Genomic DNA, 16256 nt, shown 5'->3' with positions numbered 1-16256 from the left:
GATTTGGAATTGTAAGCCTTTTTTGTTTAGCTTCGCAGTAAAAAAGGAGAGAGGATGATCTATCGATGGATTGGACGATAATCCAGCAAAGCCTGCCTAATTTTGTCCAAGGGTTTAAATTAACTCTATGGCTTTCACTGGTTGGGATTGTTGGATCGATTATTGTTGGTATCATTACGAGTTTGATTCAGTACTTCCGGATCCCGATATTACGTCAGGTATTCGGGATTTACGTTGAGGTTGCACGAAATACCCCCTTACTAATTCAGCTATTTTTCCTGTACTATGCATTTCCGGTAATGGGGATTAAGATGACGGCTGAGACCTGTGGGATTATCGGTTTAATTTTCCTCGGTGGTGCGTACATGGCTGAGGGATTCACCGGTGGTTTCAACGGGGTGAGCCAAACCCAGATTGACGCGGGGGAGGCACTGGGGATGAACCAGTACCAACTTGCTCGGTACGTCGTCTTGCCCCAAGGCTTATCGTTGAGTGTTCCGGCATTGGCAGCGAACATTATTTTCCTGATTAAGGAAACATCAATCTTTTCTGTAATCGCCATTCCGGAACTAACCAACACCGCCTTGGATTTGATTGGAATGTACTACCGGTCCAACGAATACCTATTGATGTTGGTAATCGCCTACGCAATTATCATGATTCCAGTAATCTTACTACTTGATTGGCTTGAAAGGAGGGTCCGTTATGGCGCATTCGGGGATTAGTGTTCTCTTTGAAGGAACGAACTTTGCCCGACTAATGGACGGTCTATGGACGTCGGTTTGGATCGCGGTTGTTTCCCTAGTGATTGGTCTTTTGATTGGGACAATCTTTGGCCTTTTACGGACCATGCGGAGTCGGATTATCCGCTTCATCCTCTTGTTATACCTGGAATTTTTCCGGATCGTCCCGACGGTAGTCCTCTTGTTCCTGGTTTATTACATCTTGCCACGGCAGTTTGATATTAACCTCCCGGCAACTTGGATGGCAGTCTTAGCGTTCTCCCTGTGGGTCGCTGCTGAATTTAGTGACATCGTTCGGGGAGCGCTTGAATCGGTTCCCCAACACCAGCGAGAATCTGGCTTAGCATTGGGCTTGAACCAATGGCAGCTTTTCCGCTATGTCCTACTTCCCCAAGCAATCCAGCTTGAATTGCCAGCAACCATTAACTTGGCTACCCGGGTGATCAAGACGACTTCGCTGTTGCTGATGATTAGTGTTATGGATGTAATCAATGTCGGTCAACAGATTATTGAGGCGAATAACCAGACGCACCCAACCGGAATCTTCTGGGTGTACGGGTTAATCTTTATCCTCTACTTTATCGTTGATTACCCGTTATCACTATGGTCAAAGCACTTAACCGCAAAGGCAGAACGAAAATAGGCAGGTGGAATTATGACGGAAGAAATTCTAAAAGTTGAACATTTAAATAAGTTTTATGGTGATTGGCAAGCCCTCCACGACATTAACTTTGATCTCAAGAAGGGTGAAGTTGTGACCCTCCTTGGGCCGTCTGGTTCGGGGAAGAGTACCTTGATCAGGACGCTCAATGGTCTTGAATCCTTCCGAGAAGGAAGCATTTACTTTAAAGGAAAGAAAATTGATCCAACCCCGAAGGAATGGCAAAAGTTGCGTCAAGAAATCGGAATGGTTTTCCAGAGTTACGATCTTTTCCCGAACTTGACAGTGTTGGATAATATCCTCTTGGCCCCAACAAAGGTCCAAGGACGGAACCGCGCGGATGTTAAAAAGGAAGCGATGGAGCTCTTGGACCGGGTCGATCTGGCAGATCAAGCTAATTCATACCCTCGGCAATTATCCGGTGGACAAAAGCAACGGATCGCCATCGTTCGGGCATTAGCTATGCACCCCGAATTGATGCTCTTTGACGAAGTGACCGCATCACTAGATCCCGAAATGGTCCATGGCGTTCTCGAAATCATTAAGGAGTTATCAGATCGGGATCACATGACGATGATCATTGTGACCCACGAAATGAACTTTGCTGCCCAGATTGCGGACCGGGTCCTGTTCTTAGAGAACGGCCGGATCCTGGAAGAAACCCCAGGGAAGCAATTCTTTGAACACCCCCAAACCGCCAGAGCAGCGGAATTCTTATCAAGTATGGAATTTTAGGAAGGAAGAGTTAAGATGAAGAAGATTAATTGGAAGAAAATTATTGCCGGTGCCCTTACCGTAGCCGGTGCAGTCGCATTGCTTGCCGGATCAAGCTACGTTAAGCCAACCACGGCTAGTGCCGCAAGTAACTCAAGTTCTGTTTCCGCCATTAAGAAGCGGGGTACGCTCCGGGTCGCCGTCTTTGGTGACTTACCCCCATATGGTTGGGTAAACAAGGACGGCAAGCGGGTTGGTTATGATGTTGAATTAGCCCGCCAAATGGCCAAGGATCTTGGAGTAAAGCCAAAGTTCATCCAAGTTAACGCCAATAATCGGGTGGACACTTTGAACTCCAACAAGGCCGATATCGTTTTGGCTAACTTCACCGTTACCCCAGAGCGGAAGAAGGTCGTTGACTTCGCTAAGCCTTACATGAAAGTTTCCGTTGGTGTTGTTTCTCCTAAGAAGAAGGCCATCACCAAGGTTAGCCAATTGAAGGGTAAGAAGGTCATCGTTACTAAGGGAACTACTGCTGAAAACTACTTCACTAGTAAGCAACCCGGCGTTCAACTCTTGAAGTTTGACTCCAAGACCCAACAATTCAACGCTTTAAGGAATAACCGTGCCGCTGCCTTGGCCGATGATAACTCCTACCTCTACGCTTGGGTAAAGAAGAACCCAAAGTACACTGTTGGTATCAAGAGCATCGGTCCTAAGCAATACATTTCTCCAGCCGTTAAGAAGGGTAACAAGTCCCTCCTCGATTGGTCCAACAATGAAATCACCAAGTTAACCAAGAAGGGCTTCTTCAACCAAGACTACAATAGCCAATTAAAGCCTTACTTCGGCAGCGAAGTAAAGCCGGGAGATATTGTGTTGGATAAGTAGAGTGTGAGCCGTGACGGACTAGCAATCAAGTCCGGGATATTTAGGCGGAGATTGCGGTCACGGCGAGCAGATCTTGACTCGGTAGACTAGAACTACTAGCAATTTCTCCTGACGAAGGCGTCTTGCGCCTAGGAAGGAGGTTGCTAACTCTAGCAGGCTCCTGGTGAGCACGTTTTGACTGTGTTGCCTAGAACCACCGAACGACGAACTCGTCGTCGGAGGGGGAGGTCGTTAGCTTGAGGAAGCCGCAGCGAAGCAAGCCATTTGGTAGGGTGAGCAGATCTTGACTATGTTGTCGAGAAAAACTTAAGATCAAACAAAAAATAACCAGTAACTTATATTGAGAAGTTACTGGTTATTTTATTTAAGTATTAAAATGCTTAATTGTAGATAATAATTACTAAATATTGTACAATATTTAGTACAAAACATATAAGGATGTGATTGATATGCCTATTGCAACCACTCAAAGTGACTTTAGAAAACATATTAAGGATTATCTTGATCAAGTTAATGAAGATGAACAGACTGTCTTAGTTGCTCGTTCTAATCAAAGAACAGCTGCAATAATTTCTCAAGAACAGTTAAATGCGTTGCTTGATGCTGTGAATGCTAAAGAAGATTCATTAGATTATGCAATTGCACGCGATAAATTAATTGATATGAATGTTCTCCCCGATGATCCAATTATTGAGTCAAATGATGATTATTGGAATAAGTTTAAGAAAAAGAAGGATAATTAATCATGCCTAAGTACTCGTTCCGTCCCCGAAAGACTTTTAACAATGATCTGAATTATTTAGGTAAAATTGATCCAAGTATTATTGATGATATTCGTGAACCAATTGAAATTCTTTTGAATGGTGATGAACTTCCTGAAGAGTATAATGATCACAATTTAAAACGTAAATATGCTGGATATAGAGAATTTCATGTAAGGGATACCCCAAAGGGTGGAACACCATCGGAGACTAATGATGTTCTTGTAATTTATAAAAAAGATGTGCAAGATCTTATTTTAGTTGCTGTTAGGACTGGTTCTCATTCAAAACTTTTTAATAACTCATATCGAAAAAATAGGTAATCTCTCTAATTTTTAGGGAAATTACCTATTTTAAACCAAAAAAACGCCAATAATAAATCTATCAGCACTTTATCTTCATCCCATTACAGATTCTCATCCGTCTTAAAGTTCAATTCACAATAATCGGTCATCTTAGTAATTAATTCCAGAGCTAAGTTCTTGTAAGCCGTCAAAGTATCGGTAGCGAACTTGTCGCTTTGGTCATTCAAGTAATTAGTCAATGCATCACCGTGTAATGTAGGAACTTTCTCGTCCGTCTCCCGAATAAGCTTTTGAGCGGCATTGTTCCGTTCCTTTTGAACATCCCGGAGAAGGGGAAGAAAGTCGTGGAGGTGACTATCAACCAGGACACTAGCATGCTTGAAGATCCAGTAAGCTGAATTTAATTGGGCTGGTAATTTTCCGCGACCATATGGGGCTGGGAGCTTCGTGATCCCGTTAAAGAATGGTACATAGGTACTCTCGTTAGCAACCCCCATGGCGAGCCAGTGGATGCTTGGACCCTTCCGTCCAGTTTGGAGAACGTGTGATTCCTGTGTCTTTGCCAGACTGATTGGCCGGTACTTATGAGCGTTTGGACCATCAGTGAGGGGATCGAATTCGGTCCCTTCATAGTGGTTACTTAAGTAATTTTGGGCATCAATAACTGAGAGTAAGCGATCAGGCTTCATCAAGAATGGCAATTCAGTTGATTCTGGAGTTTCGTCGCTAGTTTGGCTTGGGCTGAACATCTGATGACCAATCCAGACCCGTGGTTCACTGTAGATTGCATCGGAACGATCCGCAGTCCCAAAGATCTTACGGAAATTAAATGTGCTTGGGTCGGGGTTCAAGTGATTCTTTTTGACGAATTCTTGGATTCCGGGATGGAACATGAAGTTGTCCGGATCGTTGAAATCGATTTCTTGAATTGCCAGTTGGTTAGCAACCACCGCGTAGCAATCATCCGGGATCCGTTGGGCAACCCAGTAGTGTGCCGCACCGGTTTCAAAGTACCAGGCTTCATTATCGTCAGCGAATAAGACCCCGTTTGTTTCGCCAGTCCCGTACTTGGCAATCAAACTCCCCAGGCGGAGGACCCCTTCACGGGCGGTTTTTACAAATGGCAATACAACGGTGACCATTGCTTCCTCGTTCAACCCGTTCTTTACCAGTGGATCGGCACCAAGGACCAGACTATTAGAATAGGCACTTTCAGTCGCGCTCATCGCAACACCGTATTCGTTAATCCCGTCTTCCTCGAACAAACCATACTTGTCCGTCCATTCTGGAGTAGCAGAATAACGGGCACTATCGTCTGGTAAGTCAATTTCAAGCTTGGTTTCCTTGGAAACGAACTTCCGTGGAACCGCACCATGTGGGTGGATTACCATGTGCTTTGGCCATGCAGCCTTAGCATCTTCGTTTCGCCCAATCATGATTGAGCCGTCAATGCTGGCTTTTTTCCCAATCAAAATACTCGTACATGCGGATAATTTGTTTGGCATATCTAAAACCCCTTTTAAATTAATCTAGTTCATCGTTTTAAGAAACGGTGACACTATCCTTACTATCGTTACTTCAATTATACACCGCACTGCTTAGCAAAGATTGGAAAAAGCATTTTATTTTTAAGTATCAATATATAACTAACGCTTTTTAAAATTACAGAGTCTAATCGCGGGAATCCTAATAGGCTAGCTTCGCGTCGTAACCGGAGCCTTTGAGTCTAACGCAGCGGAGCAAGCCTATTTGGCTACGAACGACTCTGATGATTTCATCATCATTCATCGTTCTAGGTTAGCCAACCAGGCTCCCTAAAAGGTTAATTCCCAGCTTGAATATTTCTTGGTGTTCACCATAAAATGATCATATAATAAGGTAATTATTTTCGAGAGAGAAGGTAGAACATGGAACAACTATCACTATTGATTGTGATGTTGGCCGCGCTAATAATTCCAATCGTGATGGCCCGTTTTAAGGTCTCAAGCATCCCGACCGCGGTTGCGGAAATCGTCATCGGGATTCTTTTGGGAAAGAGTGCGTTTAATGTCGTTCAGGAAACGGGTTACTTGCACCTCCTGTCTAGCCTTGGGGTGATCCTGTTAATGTTCCTTTCCGGGATGGAGATCAACTTTGATCTCTTCAAAAAGACACCCGGACAGAAGCGGACAGCTAACTCACCGGTCTCAATGGCCGCACTGAGCTTTACTTGTGTCATCATCACCGCATTCCTGCTGGGGGTTATCCTCCACTTCATGGGCCTCTTTTCGGACATCCTCTTAGGGACGATCCTCTTTTCAACGGTGGCCTTGGGAGTGGTCATTGCGACCCTGAAGGAAAAGGAAATCCTGGGTCGGCCAATGGGGCAAACGATCCTGTTGACAGCGGTCTTGGGTGAAGTGGTCCCGATGATTGCACTGACCTTTTACGCTTCGATCTACGGTCACAATGCTGGCCGTCTCTGGTTGATTGTCCTCCTCTTTTTGGCGGCAATTATCCTCTTGCGGCGGTTCCAGCAGCCATACATCTGGTTCAATAAGGTCTCCAAGGCCACGACCCAGCTTGATATTCGGCTAGCCTTCTTCCTGATCTTTACCCTGGTTACCGTTGCCGAAACTGTCGGTGCGGAGAATATCCTGGGGGCCTTCCTTGCGGGGATGGTTATGAAGCTCCTTGAACCAAGTGAAGCTACTCAGGAGAAACTAACTTCGATCGGTTACGGCTTCTTTATCCCGGTCTTCTTCATCATGACCGGGGTGCGCCTCGATCTGAAATCATTATTCGCTAATAAGACGGCTTTAGCCTTGATCCCAGTTCTGGTTCTCTGCTTTATCATCGCCAAGTTGCCAACGGTCTTGGTTTACCAGCGGCGCTTTAACGGGCGGAATTCCTTCGCTGGTGGTTTCTTAACGGTAACGACTATTACGTTGGTTTTGCCTTCGCTGCAAGTTGCCCAAAACCTCCACGCGATTACCAGTAGTCAATCGGCTGCCTTTGTTCTGGCCGCGGTGATCGTTTGTATCGTTGCCCCAATCGTCTTCAATTCTAGCTACAATTTGGCTAAGGAAGACCTCGTTAAGGAACGGGTTGTCATCATTGGTAGTAATATTCTGACTGTCCCGGTTGCCCAGCAACTTTCGCATAACTGGTACAATGTGCGAATGCTGACGGACCAGGAGGATAACTATAAGACCTTCAATAGTGAGGTTGACGACTTGAAGTACTTTCCCGAGATTACTGAAGAAGTCTTGGAAGAGGGCAAGTACTTTGATACCGACGTCATGGTCCTTGGCTTCCGGAAAGACGAGAAGAATTACCGGTTGGCGAACCTGGCTAAACAGCACGGGGTTAAGCGGGTAATCGCGAGTGTCCAGAATCCAAAGACTGCAGTGGATCATATTAAAGAACTTCACCGTCTTGGCGTGGAAATCTTCAATAGTTACATGGTTCAAAACAGTGTTCTTCGTTCCCTGATTGAGTCGCCATCAGTCTTTGAAATGCTGATGAGTGCCCATTCTGGACTTTTCGAAGTCACGATCCGCAACCGGCGTTACGTTGGAGCAGAATTACATGAGTTGCCATTGATTGATCAGATCACGATCAGTCGGATTTACCGGAAGCACCGGCCAATCTCGCCAAATGGTGATACCGTCATCGAATACGGTGATCACATTCTTTATACCGGACCATATGAGATCGTTAACGAGGTTCGCCAACAGCTTGGTCGTCGGGGTTAAGAAGAATGATTGCCGGACACCTGGTGATATGGTAAGATTAAAGAAAATTGAACAAGGAGGGCACACAGATGCCATTAGTACATATTGACTTACTTGAAGGTCGGACCGATGAACAATTAAAGGCCTTGGTAAAGGACGTTACTGCTGCTATTTCTAAGGATGCCAACGTTCCAGCCGAACGGATCCACATCGTATTGAACGAAATGCGTAAGGATCGTTACAGTGTTGCCGGCAAGATGGTTAGTGACAAGTAAAGTTAAAGGGGTCGGGAAAGGCAGAACTTTCCCGACCTTTTTTCAGCTCAAACGAAAAGGATGATTACTTTGAATGAACAACAATATGTAATGGCGATTGACGAAGGGACGACCAGCACACGGGCCATTATCTTTGATCATGATGGTAATAAAGTGGCCATGAGCCAACAAGAATTTCCCCAATACTTCCCGAAGCCAGGATGGGTGGAACATGATGCACTAGAGATCTGGGATGCTGTCCAGTCGGTCATCTCTGACGTAATGATCAAGTCGCAGATTCCCCCGTATAAGATTGCCTCAATCGGGATTACCAACCAACGGGAAACAACCATTATTTGGGATCGCCACACCGGAAAGCCGATCTACCACGCGATCGTTTGGCAATCAAAGCAAACCAGCGCGATTGCGGAAGACTTGATTAAGGACGGCTATAAGGACATGATCCACCAGAAAACCGGGCTGGTGATTGACTCCTACTTTGCCGCCACTAAAATTAAGTGGATCCTGGATCGGGTTCCGGGAGCCCGGGAGAAGGCTGCTAATGGTGACCTCCTCTTTGGGACGATCGATACCTGGCTACTATGGAACCTTTCTGGACGGCGGGTCCACGCGACTGATGTTACTAACGCCAGCCGGACGATGCTTTTTAATATCCACGATCTGAAGTGGGATGATGATATCCTGAAGCTCTTGGATATTCCGAAGATAATGCTGCCAGAGGTAAAGCCGAGTTCAGCAATCTACGGTTATACCGGGGACTACCACTTCTACGGTGTCCAGATCCCGATTGCCGGAATTGCTGGGGATCAGCAGGCAGCCCTTTTTGGTCAAGCGGCTTATGAGAAAGGATCCGTCAAGAATACTTATGGTACCGGGGCCTTTATCGTGATGAACACTGGCCTGGAGCCGACCCTGTCTGATAATGGTTTATTGACAACGATTGCTTACGGGATTAACGGTGAGACCCACTATGCCCTAGAAGGGAGTATCTTCGTTGCCGGTTCTGCTGTTCAGTGGTTGCGGGATGGCCTGCAGCTCTTTGAACATGCTAGCCAGTCAGAACAGATGGCCGTCGATGCGAAGACCACTGGTGGCGTTTACGTTGTCCCATCCTTTACCGGTTTGGGTGCGCCATACTGGGATCAGGCAGTCCGGGGGGCAATGTTTGGTCTTACCCGGGGGACCAACCGCGGTCACATTATCCGGGCAACCTTAGAAGCGATCGCCTACCAGACCCGGGACGTTGTCGATACAATGGTCAAGGATACTCAATTACCATTGAAGGCCTTAACTGTCAACGGTGGGGCATCGCGGAACAACTTCATGATGCAGTTCCAAGCCGATATCCTTCAAACCCCAATCAGACGGGCGGCCATGGAAGAAACCACCGCCTTGGGAGCTGCCTTCCTCGCTGGCTTAGCCGTTGATTTTTGGCATGACCAGGATGAAGTGAAGAAGCTCTCCAAGATCGGGGATGAATTTAATCCTCAAATGGCGGAAGATAAAGCAACGCAACTTTACCAGGGCTGGCAACAAGCCATCAAAGCGGCCCAATTCTTTAGTCACGGTAAGTAGTGACGAAATCATTTAATCCCGAAAGGAGTTTTTTGAGTGAACCAGAACGTCAACCCGCAAAAATTGATCGATGATATGCAACGGTGGATTACCGCAACTCGTGAGGACAAGGTGTGGACCCAACACGAATCCCTATACCTTGAAGTTCTTGCCCAGTGGAAGGCGGTTAACCGTTACCGCCCAGAACATGGGACCGAAGAGGATCAGCGCTTGTACCAGCTTTACTGGACCGCGATGGATCAGTGGCACCAGTCATTCTCCCAACAGAGCGAGGAGATCTTTGATGCCATGCCAATCCAAGCAACTAATAAGGCCGGCTTCTATGACGGGATCTTGCAGGAATTACAGTCATCTATCCTGGAACGGATTCCTAAGATTCAGCAGGGGAAGATTGTTCGGATGACGAGTTTCTTAAATATTCTCCGGGTGAGCCTCAATGACATGACCAAACTCAGCCTCGATGACTTAAGTGTGGTCGATATGTCACTCCTGTTGGACTATTGGAAGTTCTTGGGGGATGCGCTACGGGAGTTTTAAGCTGAACTGGATTTGCTAAATGATTTTGCTAAGTTTATAGTTATAATTGAATAGTTAGTCTATTGGTTGGATTATAAGGTGGGCAACTGTGATAATGATTTAGCGAAGTGGAGTGGTAATATTATGGAAAATAAAGATTTGTTTATTGTCGCTACGACAGCAACATTGACGGGAAAAGGTCAACCACTTTCCTTACGTACAAAGATGAGTCTGGATGATTATAAGTCAATGCTCCAAGAACAAAGAGAGGACCATTCATCCGTAAATACAAGTGAAGGTTCTTCATTAAAGCCGACAATTACAAGGTCAGAAACTAATTCTGCCGAGAGTAAAGTGCAGACAATTTCCGTTAGCCAACCATTAATCCCATCGTTAGTTAATCCTGCTGCAGAAAAGAATCATACTAAACAAATTATTGCAAAAGAAGTTAGTGATGATGCGGGACATTCATATTTAGAGGTTCCGGTTAAGGAAATCCACTTTATTATTAATGGTAAAGAATCAACTGCTTCGAGTTTGAAACAGTTCTCAGAAAATGGTGAAAATAACCTTTTTAAGGTTAACGATAATGAGATTGATGTGGTCCCAGCGAAGAATTTTAGTGGGGAAACGGATCCTCTGAAGTTAGCTGTAACAACTATTAATGGTGATCAACATATCGTTGATTATTCCACTGTTGTTTTAAAGCCAGTAGTTGATTATTTAGCCGACCTTAATAGGGAACAGGTTATATTCCAAGCTGGGGACGAACAGCGAACGTTAAAAGATGTTGGTGCGGTACAGGCGTTCTTCACTAAGGATGGAGATAATACGACTGTTGTGAACGTTACTGCTAATGGTCAAACAGTTGGTGAGGCGCAGATTGAACCAGAAACCGGTGAAATAAAACTAGTAAAGTTAATGGATTATTCTGGGCAGTTGGATAAAGTAATCGTTACAATTTATCTAGAGGATCACCAGAAGATCGAATGTGATTATCAACCTAAATTTAAGGACAAATCTTCAAATTAACAGTGCTAAATAAAATGTTAATTTAGGTCCAAAAATTAGAGAATATAACGATTTGTATTTATAAATCAAAAGGCTAAGCGACAGTGTTTGCTTAGTCTTTTTTATTCCTTAACACTTGATAAAAAAATTATTGTTATTTTTTTAACAAGACTCTTGAAAAAGTGGTTTGAAGAGTCTAATATTTGAGGTGAAAATAGTACTGAAAAGGGCTAAAGATTATCAGTTGAAAAATTGCGGGAGGCATAAAAATGACCGAGTTTGATCAACAAAAGAATGTAAAACTCAACAACGTGGCCGATTGGTCCGCTTCTGCAAAAATTAATGGTAATACGGCTTTAGTTGATAGAGCTGATGCAAAAGCGAACCGCAGCATGGATGAAACTAGCAATTCACTTATCATTAATTCAGTTAGTGGTGATATGGAACATCCAGTTCAAACTGTGTCATTTTCGCCAAATCCGGATGGAAGCTATAATTCGATTAGCCTTAAAGCGCCTCAAGGAGTTTTACTTGATCAGAAAGGCGATCAAATCACGAGTTTTGACCCAACGACAATAATAAGTGAAGGCAAGAATGAACAAATTTATCTAGCTGATATGTATATTGGTGGATACCAGCAGAGCTATGGCTTGTTAGGGACGCAGAGTCAGGAAAAAGTGATTGATGTTCAGAGTGAACAGGGAGTTAAAACTTCCTTTGCTTTAGGAATATCACCATACCTTAATGATCCCGAACGAACTCAATTTATTTCATTCAAAAGCAATAGTGCTCAACAGGAAATTGCAACGTTGCCAGCACTTAAAGCAGATAAAGATGGTCAACCAATAGCGGATGCTAATGTAGGAACGTACCAATTAACTTTTACCGCAACTGATAATCTGTTTAAATTAAAAGTTACTTTCTATAATAATGATCTCCAATATGAAGGAAAGATTGCCCCTGTTTATATTATTTCTAAAGATGAGTTTACACGGGTTGGTTTTCTTCAGTACCAGCCGAATATCTTTCTTCCCCAATATCATTTACAACAGAAGATCATGTTTAGTAATACTACGACAACGCCATTTTTATACACTAACTTAACTATTGATCAGTACCAGACGATGGTTAAGAATCTGTTATATAGTAATTCTAGCTATGTTCCGCAAATTGAGGCGCGTCGGTTAGTTCTTCCTGATGGTCAACCAATTCTTGAACTACCAGTAGTAAAGCTAAGTTTTATTGTTAATGGTCAAGAAAACCCAGCAAAAGTTTTGAAACAAAAATTAATTGGCGGTGGAGTGAATACTTTTACTCTTACTCATGGAAATAAGATTCATTTTGATGCTGCTGATGGTTTTAGTGGTCAAACGTCACCGATAAAGATGTTAGTAAAAACTGCAAATGGTGATACCCATGAGGTTGATTTCAGTGTTAACGTAGTGAAATATGATGTTAGAAATACCACGTACATTGACGGACAACAGGGACAATCAAAGGTTGAAGCTGTTGGCGAAAATGTGTTACCAAGTATGAAGATATCAGAAGTCCAGCCAGCTGTTTTTATTAAGGGCGATAAAACAACAACTATTGTTGAAATGACAGCTAATGGCGAACGGATTGGTGAAGCTGAAATTGAAACTGATACCGGGATAATCACTTATTATCCTGAACGTTCGTTTACGGGGATGGTTGATCCACAAACTGTTTGTGTCTTTATGCAAAATGGTAGAAGGGTTAGTGTAAAGTACCAACCAACAATTAGATAATTCTCCAAAAGGGAGTCAGAAAGTAAATCTTTCTGACTTCCTTTGTTTTTAGTAATTATCGATCGAAAACTGAACCCTTGACTTTTAATACAAATATGGCTAAGCAGTCTATAAGTTACTGTACATATGACAAAAAAGTCATTAGAAAAAATAATTATCAAGAAGAAATAATTCTTTTAAGGCTAGCTTTAATAAAAAATAAATTTGTAATTGTAATAATTTGTTTACTTCGCAAGAAGGAATAAATGCTCTTAAATAAACTGATTGACGGTTTTACGTAAATGCGTCGATTGAAGATACAAATAAGAGTATGCAAATCCCTTGTCAACAGTAATGAAGAAAGATAAACATCCGATAAATAAATTCGGCTAAAAGAGTTAACATTTTCGTCAAAAAGTAATAAACTGTTACTTGATAGGAGTTTAATAAGTTTTGTTCTTAATCAATTCATTTATATTTACTTAACTATTTTTTAGAGAGGGAGCTTTTTTATGGTCAATCGGAGAAATAAAAAGAAGATGTTCAATTCTGATGACAGTAAGGTAAAACTTTACAAAACTCACCAGGGTTGGATGAGTTCTCTGGATCGTTTCTTTAAGCTTCTCGCTGTTCAAGATAAGAATAGCGTTAAGGCAAAGAACGTCGACCCAGATGCATTAGACGAAAGTAAATTAAGTGATACGACTGAGGCATATATTAAAGGGCTATCTGCAATGACCGCTGTCCTTGGCGGTAGTGCAATGATGACTGGGAACGCCTTCGCCGACACAAATATTCAGAAACAAGCTGACTTGAATGGTGAACAAGTCTTAGGGACCACTTCACAAACGGAATCAACCTCCGCTTCAGTTAGCAACCAAAACTCAAGTACTGTTGAGAGCTTAACTGAGAATAGTACTAGTCAATCACGGACTTACTCAGAAAGTAATCTCCAATCAAACAGTAATAGTACTAATTCAACAAGTACAAGCAATGCTTCAACTTCAGAAAGCAACAGTACGTCAACAACCAGTGGCTCCACTAGTTCTTCTACTTCAAGCAGTTCAAGCGCTAGTGGTTCCACCGCGTCAAATTCTACTTCAACTTCTAGTTCTTCCAGTACTTCTGGTTCAACTTCAAGTTCTACTGCTTCTACAAGTTCTAGTACACAAACTAGCCTTAGTGGTAGCAAGAGCAGCACGAGTGGTTCCGCTTCTGGCTCAACTGACAGTTTAAATACGTCAGCAGCTAGTTCAACGGTTAACTCAATGGCAAGTACTACTCTTGGTAAGAATGTCAACTTGGCCGGAGCAGCTACATTAACAGTTAATGGTCAAACAATCCAAGAAGGCAAAGGGCAAAAGCTAACTGCTAAGCAATTAGCAAACCTATTTGGTACTAGCCTTGTTCAAAAACAACAAACTGAGATCGTTACCAGCAAGGATAACGGTGGCGTTGATGTTTCAACAGTTGCTGAGTTCCAAAAGGCAATTCAAGACAAGAATGTTACTAATATTAACTTAGTTGGTAACATTGACTTCAGTAATTATGGATATGGTCAATTAAACATTAGCCACTCATTGAACATCAATGCTAATGGTTACAAGATGTACTTCAACGGCAATAAGGCTGGTTCTACGTATTTCAGGAATAATAGCAATAACATCGCAATCAGTAATAGTACTGCTGATACCACTACTGAAGTTACTGTTAAGAACGCTGACATCTACACTTCTTCAAGTTATGGTGCATTCCGGCCATTAAGTAATCCGGGTAACACTAACTTAGTCCTTGAAAATACTAATATTACTGGTGGGACTGCAGTTCGTTCTGAAACTGTTGGTCAAGGTCAAAACAAGGTCACCATTAAAGGTACAGTTAACATTAATGCTGCTAGTTCTTATCAAGCAGAAAATGGAACAGATGTTAACACTTACTTCTGGGCTAACCCAAATGATAGCCAGGGCACATCACAACTTTACATTGCTAATGGGGTAGATGTGAGCGACGGTGCAACCTTGAATATGAATGCTAATGGCTTGACTGCTTATAACATTGATGCCCGGGACAACATTCATGCTCATGAATTTACTGTTGGCAACAACGCCACTGTCAACATGGAAGGCTCAACCACCGGTAACGTGATCATGAACCAACCAATTGCCGGTAATGGTTGGAACCAAGGTAATAGCTTTACTGTTGGTGATAACTCTAACATTAACATGAAGTCATCTAACTTCAATGTTTACATGAATAATGGGGTTGCTCAATTTGACTCTGGTTACATGACAACCGTCACTATTGGAAAGTCAAATGTTAACTTATCAATTGACGAAGCTAATGGTGCTAAGAATTCTGATGGTAACATTGTTGCTATAAATGCTAATGGTTACTACACAGTTGCTGGAGGTTCACCCGTTCAATCAGGTTTTGGTATTTCTGAAATTACAATTAATCCTGGTGCAACTGTTACTGGAACAGTAGTTGGTGATGCTTCCAATATTATTGTTAATAACAAAAACCAGATTACAATTGATAATCCGAATGTTGTTACTTTTAATAAGCAAGATGGTTTAGTATACAAGAATCTTGTTAACGGTGGATCAGCAGTTGTAGATGCTAATAACACTAACGTTGAAGTTACCCAAAATGGTCAAACTGTTAAATCTGGCATTATGAGTGATAGCCAAGCTAGTTACATAGGTCAGAATAGTAATAATACATCTTCAACGATGGAAAATAGTGAGATTAGTTCAGATTTGAGTAATAGTTTGCTTTCCGAAGTCAATCAACCAACTACTACTAAGGTTGTTTACAATGGTGCGGATGTAATTAATAGTCAATCTGCTTCAGAAAGTCAACAAACATCTGCTTCAGCTTCAACTTCTCAAAGTACCGCGGAATCAATTTCTAAGAGTACTGCTGATAGTGAGTCTAACGCATCAAAGTCAGCTTCAATCTCAGAAAGTGAAAAGAACTCAACCTCTCAGAGTATCTCTAAGCAAAATTCCACTTCAAAGAGTATTTCAGAAAGTCAATCATCAAGCAAGTCACTTTCGGCTAGTCTTAGTGACTCTGCTTCTCTCAGCAAGGATGCTAGTCAAAGTACATCTAGTTCACTTTCCACTGATCAAAGCAAGTCAAATAGTGAATCTGTTAAGAACAGTCAATCAACCTCAACTTCAATTAAGAATAGTGAAGAGGCTTCAAGCTCACTTTCCACTAGCTTAAGCGGTTCACTTTCTGGTAGTCAATCTGAATCTACTAGTCTTAGCGACAGTGCTTCCAAGAGTGAATCAATCAAGAACAGTGAAGATTCATCCTTAAGCACTTCACTTAG

General features: G+C 42.8%; 14 protein-coding genes. 13 read left to right on the top strand and 1 reads right to left on the bottom strand.

Annotated features, from left to right (window positions below; genetic code table 11):
- The first annotated feature begins 65 nt into the window (after positions 1-65).
- The 6 genes from NFR46_RS07975 to NFR46_RS07950 all read left to right on the top strand — a co-directional run bounded on the left by NFR46_RS07975 (position 66) and on the right by NFR46_RS07950 (position 4093).
- A complete protein-coding gene (locus NFR46_RS07975) occupies positions 66-725 on the top strand; it encodes an amino acid ABC transporter permease (RefSeq protein WP_251576298.1) in 660 nt (219 codons plus the stop codon).
- The gene (locus NFR46_RS07970; protein WP_251576296.1) at positions 706-1386 is read left to right on the top strand and encodes an amino acid ABC transporter permease; all 681 of its coding nucleotides are present in this window, start codon (positions 706-708) and stop codon (positions 1384-1386) included. Before NFR46_RS07975 ends, NFR46_RS07970 begins: the two co-directional genes overlap by 20 nt.
- Before the next feature lie 12 nt (positions 1387-1398).
- Positions 1399-2139 carry an amino acid ABC transporter ATP-binding protein gene (locus tag NFR46_RS07965; RefSeq protein WP_251576294.1) on the top strand — a complete coding sequence of 247 codons (741 nt, stop codon included), beginning with the start codon at positions 1399-1401 and terminating at the stop codon, positions 2137-2139.
- A 15-nt stretch (positions 2140-2154) separates the two neighbouring features.
- Positions 2155-3009, top strand: coding sequence for a transporter substrate-binding domain-containing protein (locus tag NFR46_RS07960; protein ID WP_251576292.1), 855 nt, complete (start codon positions 2155-2157; stop codon positions 3007-3009).
- Between the two features lie 449 nt (positions 3010-3458).
- Positions 3459-3752 (top strand): type II toxin-antitoxin system Phd/YefM family antitoxin, encoded by a 294-nt coding sequence (locus tag NFR46_RS07955; protein ID WP_251576290.1) that lies wholly within the window; start codon positions 3459-3461, stop codon positions 3750-3752.
- 2 nt (positions 3753-3754) lie between these two features.
- Entirely contained in the window at positions 3755-4093 is a 339-nt protein-coding gene (locus NFR46_RS07950; RefSeq protein WP_251576288.1) for a type II toxin-antitoxin system YafQ family toxin, read from the top strand.
- Positions 4094-4176: 83 nt separating this feature from the next.
- Here the strand turns inward: NFR46_RS07950 and NFR46_RS07945 are convergent, their stop codons facing one another.
- Positions 4177-5580 (bottom strand): C69 family dipeptidase, encoded by a 1404-nt coding sequence (locus tag NFR46_RS07945; RefSeq protein ID WP_251576286.1) that lies wholly within the window; start codon positions 5578-5580, stop codon positions 4177-4179.
- A gap of 402 nt (positions 5581-5982) precedes the next feature.
- On the opposite strand from NFR46_RS07945, the gene NFR46_RS07940 reads away from it, so the two are divergent.
- The 7 genes from NFR46_RS07940 to NFR46_RS07910 form a co-directional block, all read left to right on the top strand.
- Complete coding sequence (locus NFR46_RS07940; protein WP_251576284.1) at positions 5983-7812, top strand: monovalent cation:proton antiporter family protein; 1830 nt, start codon at positions 5983-5985, stop codon at positions 7810-7812.
- A 68-nt stretch (positions 7813-7880) separates the two neighbouring features.
- Positions 7881-8066, top strand: a complete 186-nt coding sequence (locus NFR46_RS07935; RefSeq protein ID WP_124031687.1) for a 2-hydroxymuconate tautomerase — start codon at positions 7881-7883, stop codon at positions 8064-8066.
- Between the two features lie 69 nt (positions 8067-8135).
- Positions 8136-9641, top strand: a complete 1506-nt coding sequence (gene glpK, locus NFR46_RS07930; RefSeq protein ID WP_251576282.1) for a glycerol kinase GlpK — start codon at positions 8136-8138, stop codon at positions 9639-9641.
- Between the two features lie 36 nt (positions 9642-9677).
- Positions 9678-10178, top strand: a complete 501-nt coding sequence (locus NFR46_RS07925) for a hypothetical protein (RefSeq protein WP_251576280.1) — start codon at positions 9678-9680, stop codon at positions 10176-10178.
- Between the two features lie 123 nt (positions 10179-10301).
- Positions 10302-11189: a hypothetical protein gene (locus NFR46_RS07920; protein WP_251576277.1), complete on the top strand. Its 888-nt coding sequence runs from the start codon at positions 10302-10304 to the stop codon at positions 11187-11189.
- A 248-nt stretch (positions 11190-11437) separates the two neighbouring features.
- Positions 11438-12937 carry a hypothetical protein gene (locus tag NFR46_RS07915; RefSeq protein WP_251576275.1) on the top strand — a complete coding sequence of 500 codons (1500 nt, stop codon included), beginning with the start codon at positions 11438-11440 and terminating at the stop codon, positions 12935-12937.
- 491 nt (positions 12938-13428) lie between these two features.
- Positions 13429-16256, top strand: a 2828-nt coding sequence (locus NFR46_RS07910; protein ID WP_251576273.1) for a serine-rich glycoprotein adhesin, incomplete at its 3' end; no start/stop codon positions are given.

Origin of the sequence: Limosilactobacillus agrestimuris, assembly GCF_943193105.1 — a bacterium.
Lineage (GTDB): Bacteria > Bacillota > Bacilli > Lactobacillales > Lactobacillaceae > Limosilactobacillus > Limosilactobacillus agrestimuris.
Note: the sequence above shows the minus strand (reverse complement) of the source record. Positions and strands in the feature narration are given on the sequence as shown.

Coding starts and splice junctions, on each gene's coding strand:
- NFR46_RS07975 (WP_251576298.1), top strand. CDS start 66: ATGGATTGGACGATAATCCAGCAAAGCCTGCCTAATTTTGTCCAAGGG.
- NFR46_RS07970 (WP_251576296.1), top strand. CDS start 706: ATGGCGCATTCGGGGATTAGTGTTCTCTTTGAAGGAACGAACTTTGCC.
- NFR46_RS07965 (WP_251576294.1), top strand. CDS start 1,399: ATGACGGAAGAAATTCTAAAAGTTGAACATTTAAATAAGTTTTATGGT.
- NFR46_RS07960 (WP_251576292.1), top strand. CDS start 2,155: ATGAAGAAGATTAATTGGAAGAAAATTATTGCCGGTGCCCTTACCGTA.
- NFR46_RS07955 (WP_251576290.1), top strand. CDS start 3,459: ATGCCTATTGCAACCACTCAAAGTGACTTTAGAAAACATATTAAGGAT.
- NFR46_RS07950 (WP_251576288.1), top strand. CDS start 3,755: ATGCCTAAGTACTCGTTCCGTCCCCGAAAGACTTTTAACAATGATCTG.
- NFR46_RS07945 (WP_251576286.1), bottom strand. CDS start 5,580: ATGCCAAACAAATTATCCGCATGTACGAGTATTTTGATTGGGAAAAAA.
- NFR46_RS07940 (WP_251576284.1), top strand. CDS start 5,983: ATGGAACAACTATCACTATTGATTGTGATGTTGGCCGCGCTAATAATT.
- NFR46_RS07935 (WP_124031687.1), top strand. CDS start 7,881: ATGCCATTAGTACATATTGACTTACTTGAAGGTCGGACCGATGAACAA.
- NFR46_RS07920 (WP_251576277.1), top strand. CDS start 10,302: ATGGAAAATAAAGATTTGTTTATTGTCGCTACGACAGCAACATTGACG.
- NFR46_RS07915 (WP_251576275.1), top strand. CDS start 11,438: ATGACCGAGTTTGATCAACAAAAGAATGTAAAACTCAACAACGTGGCC.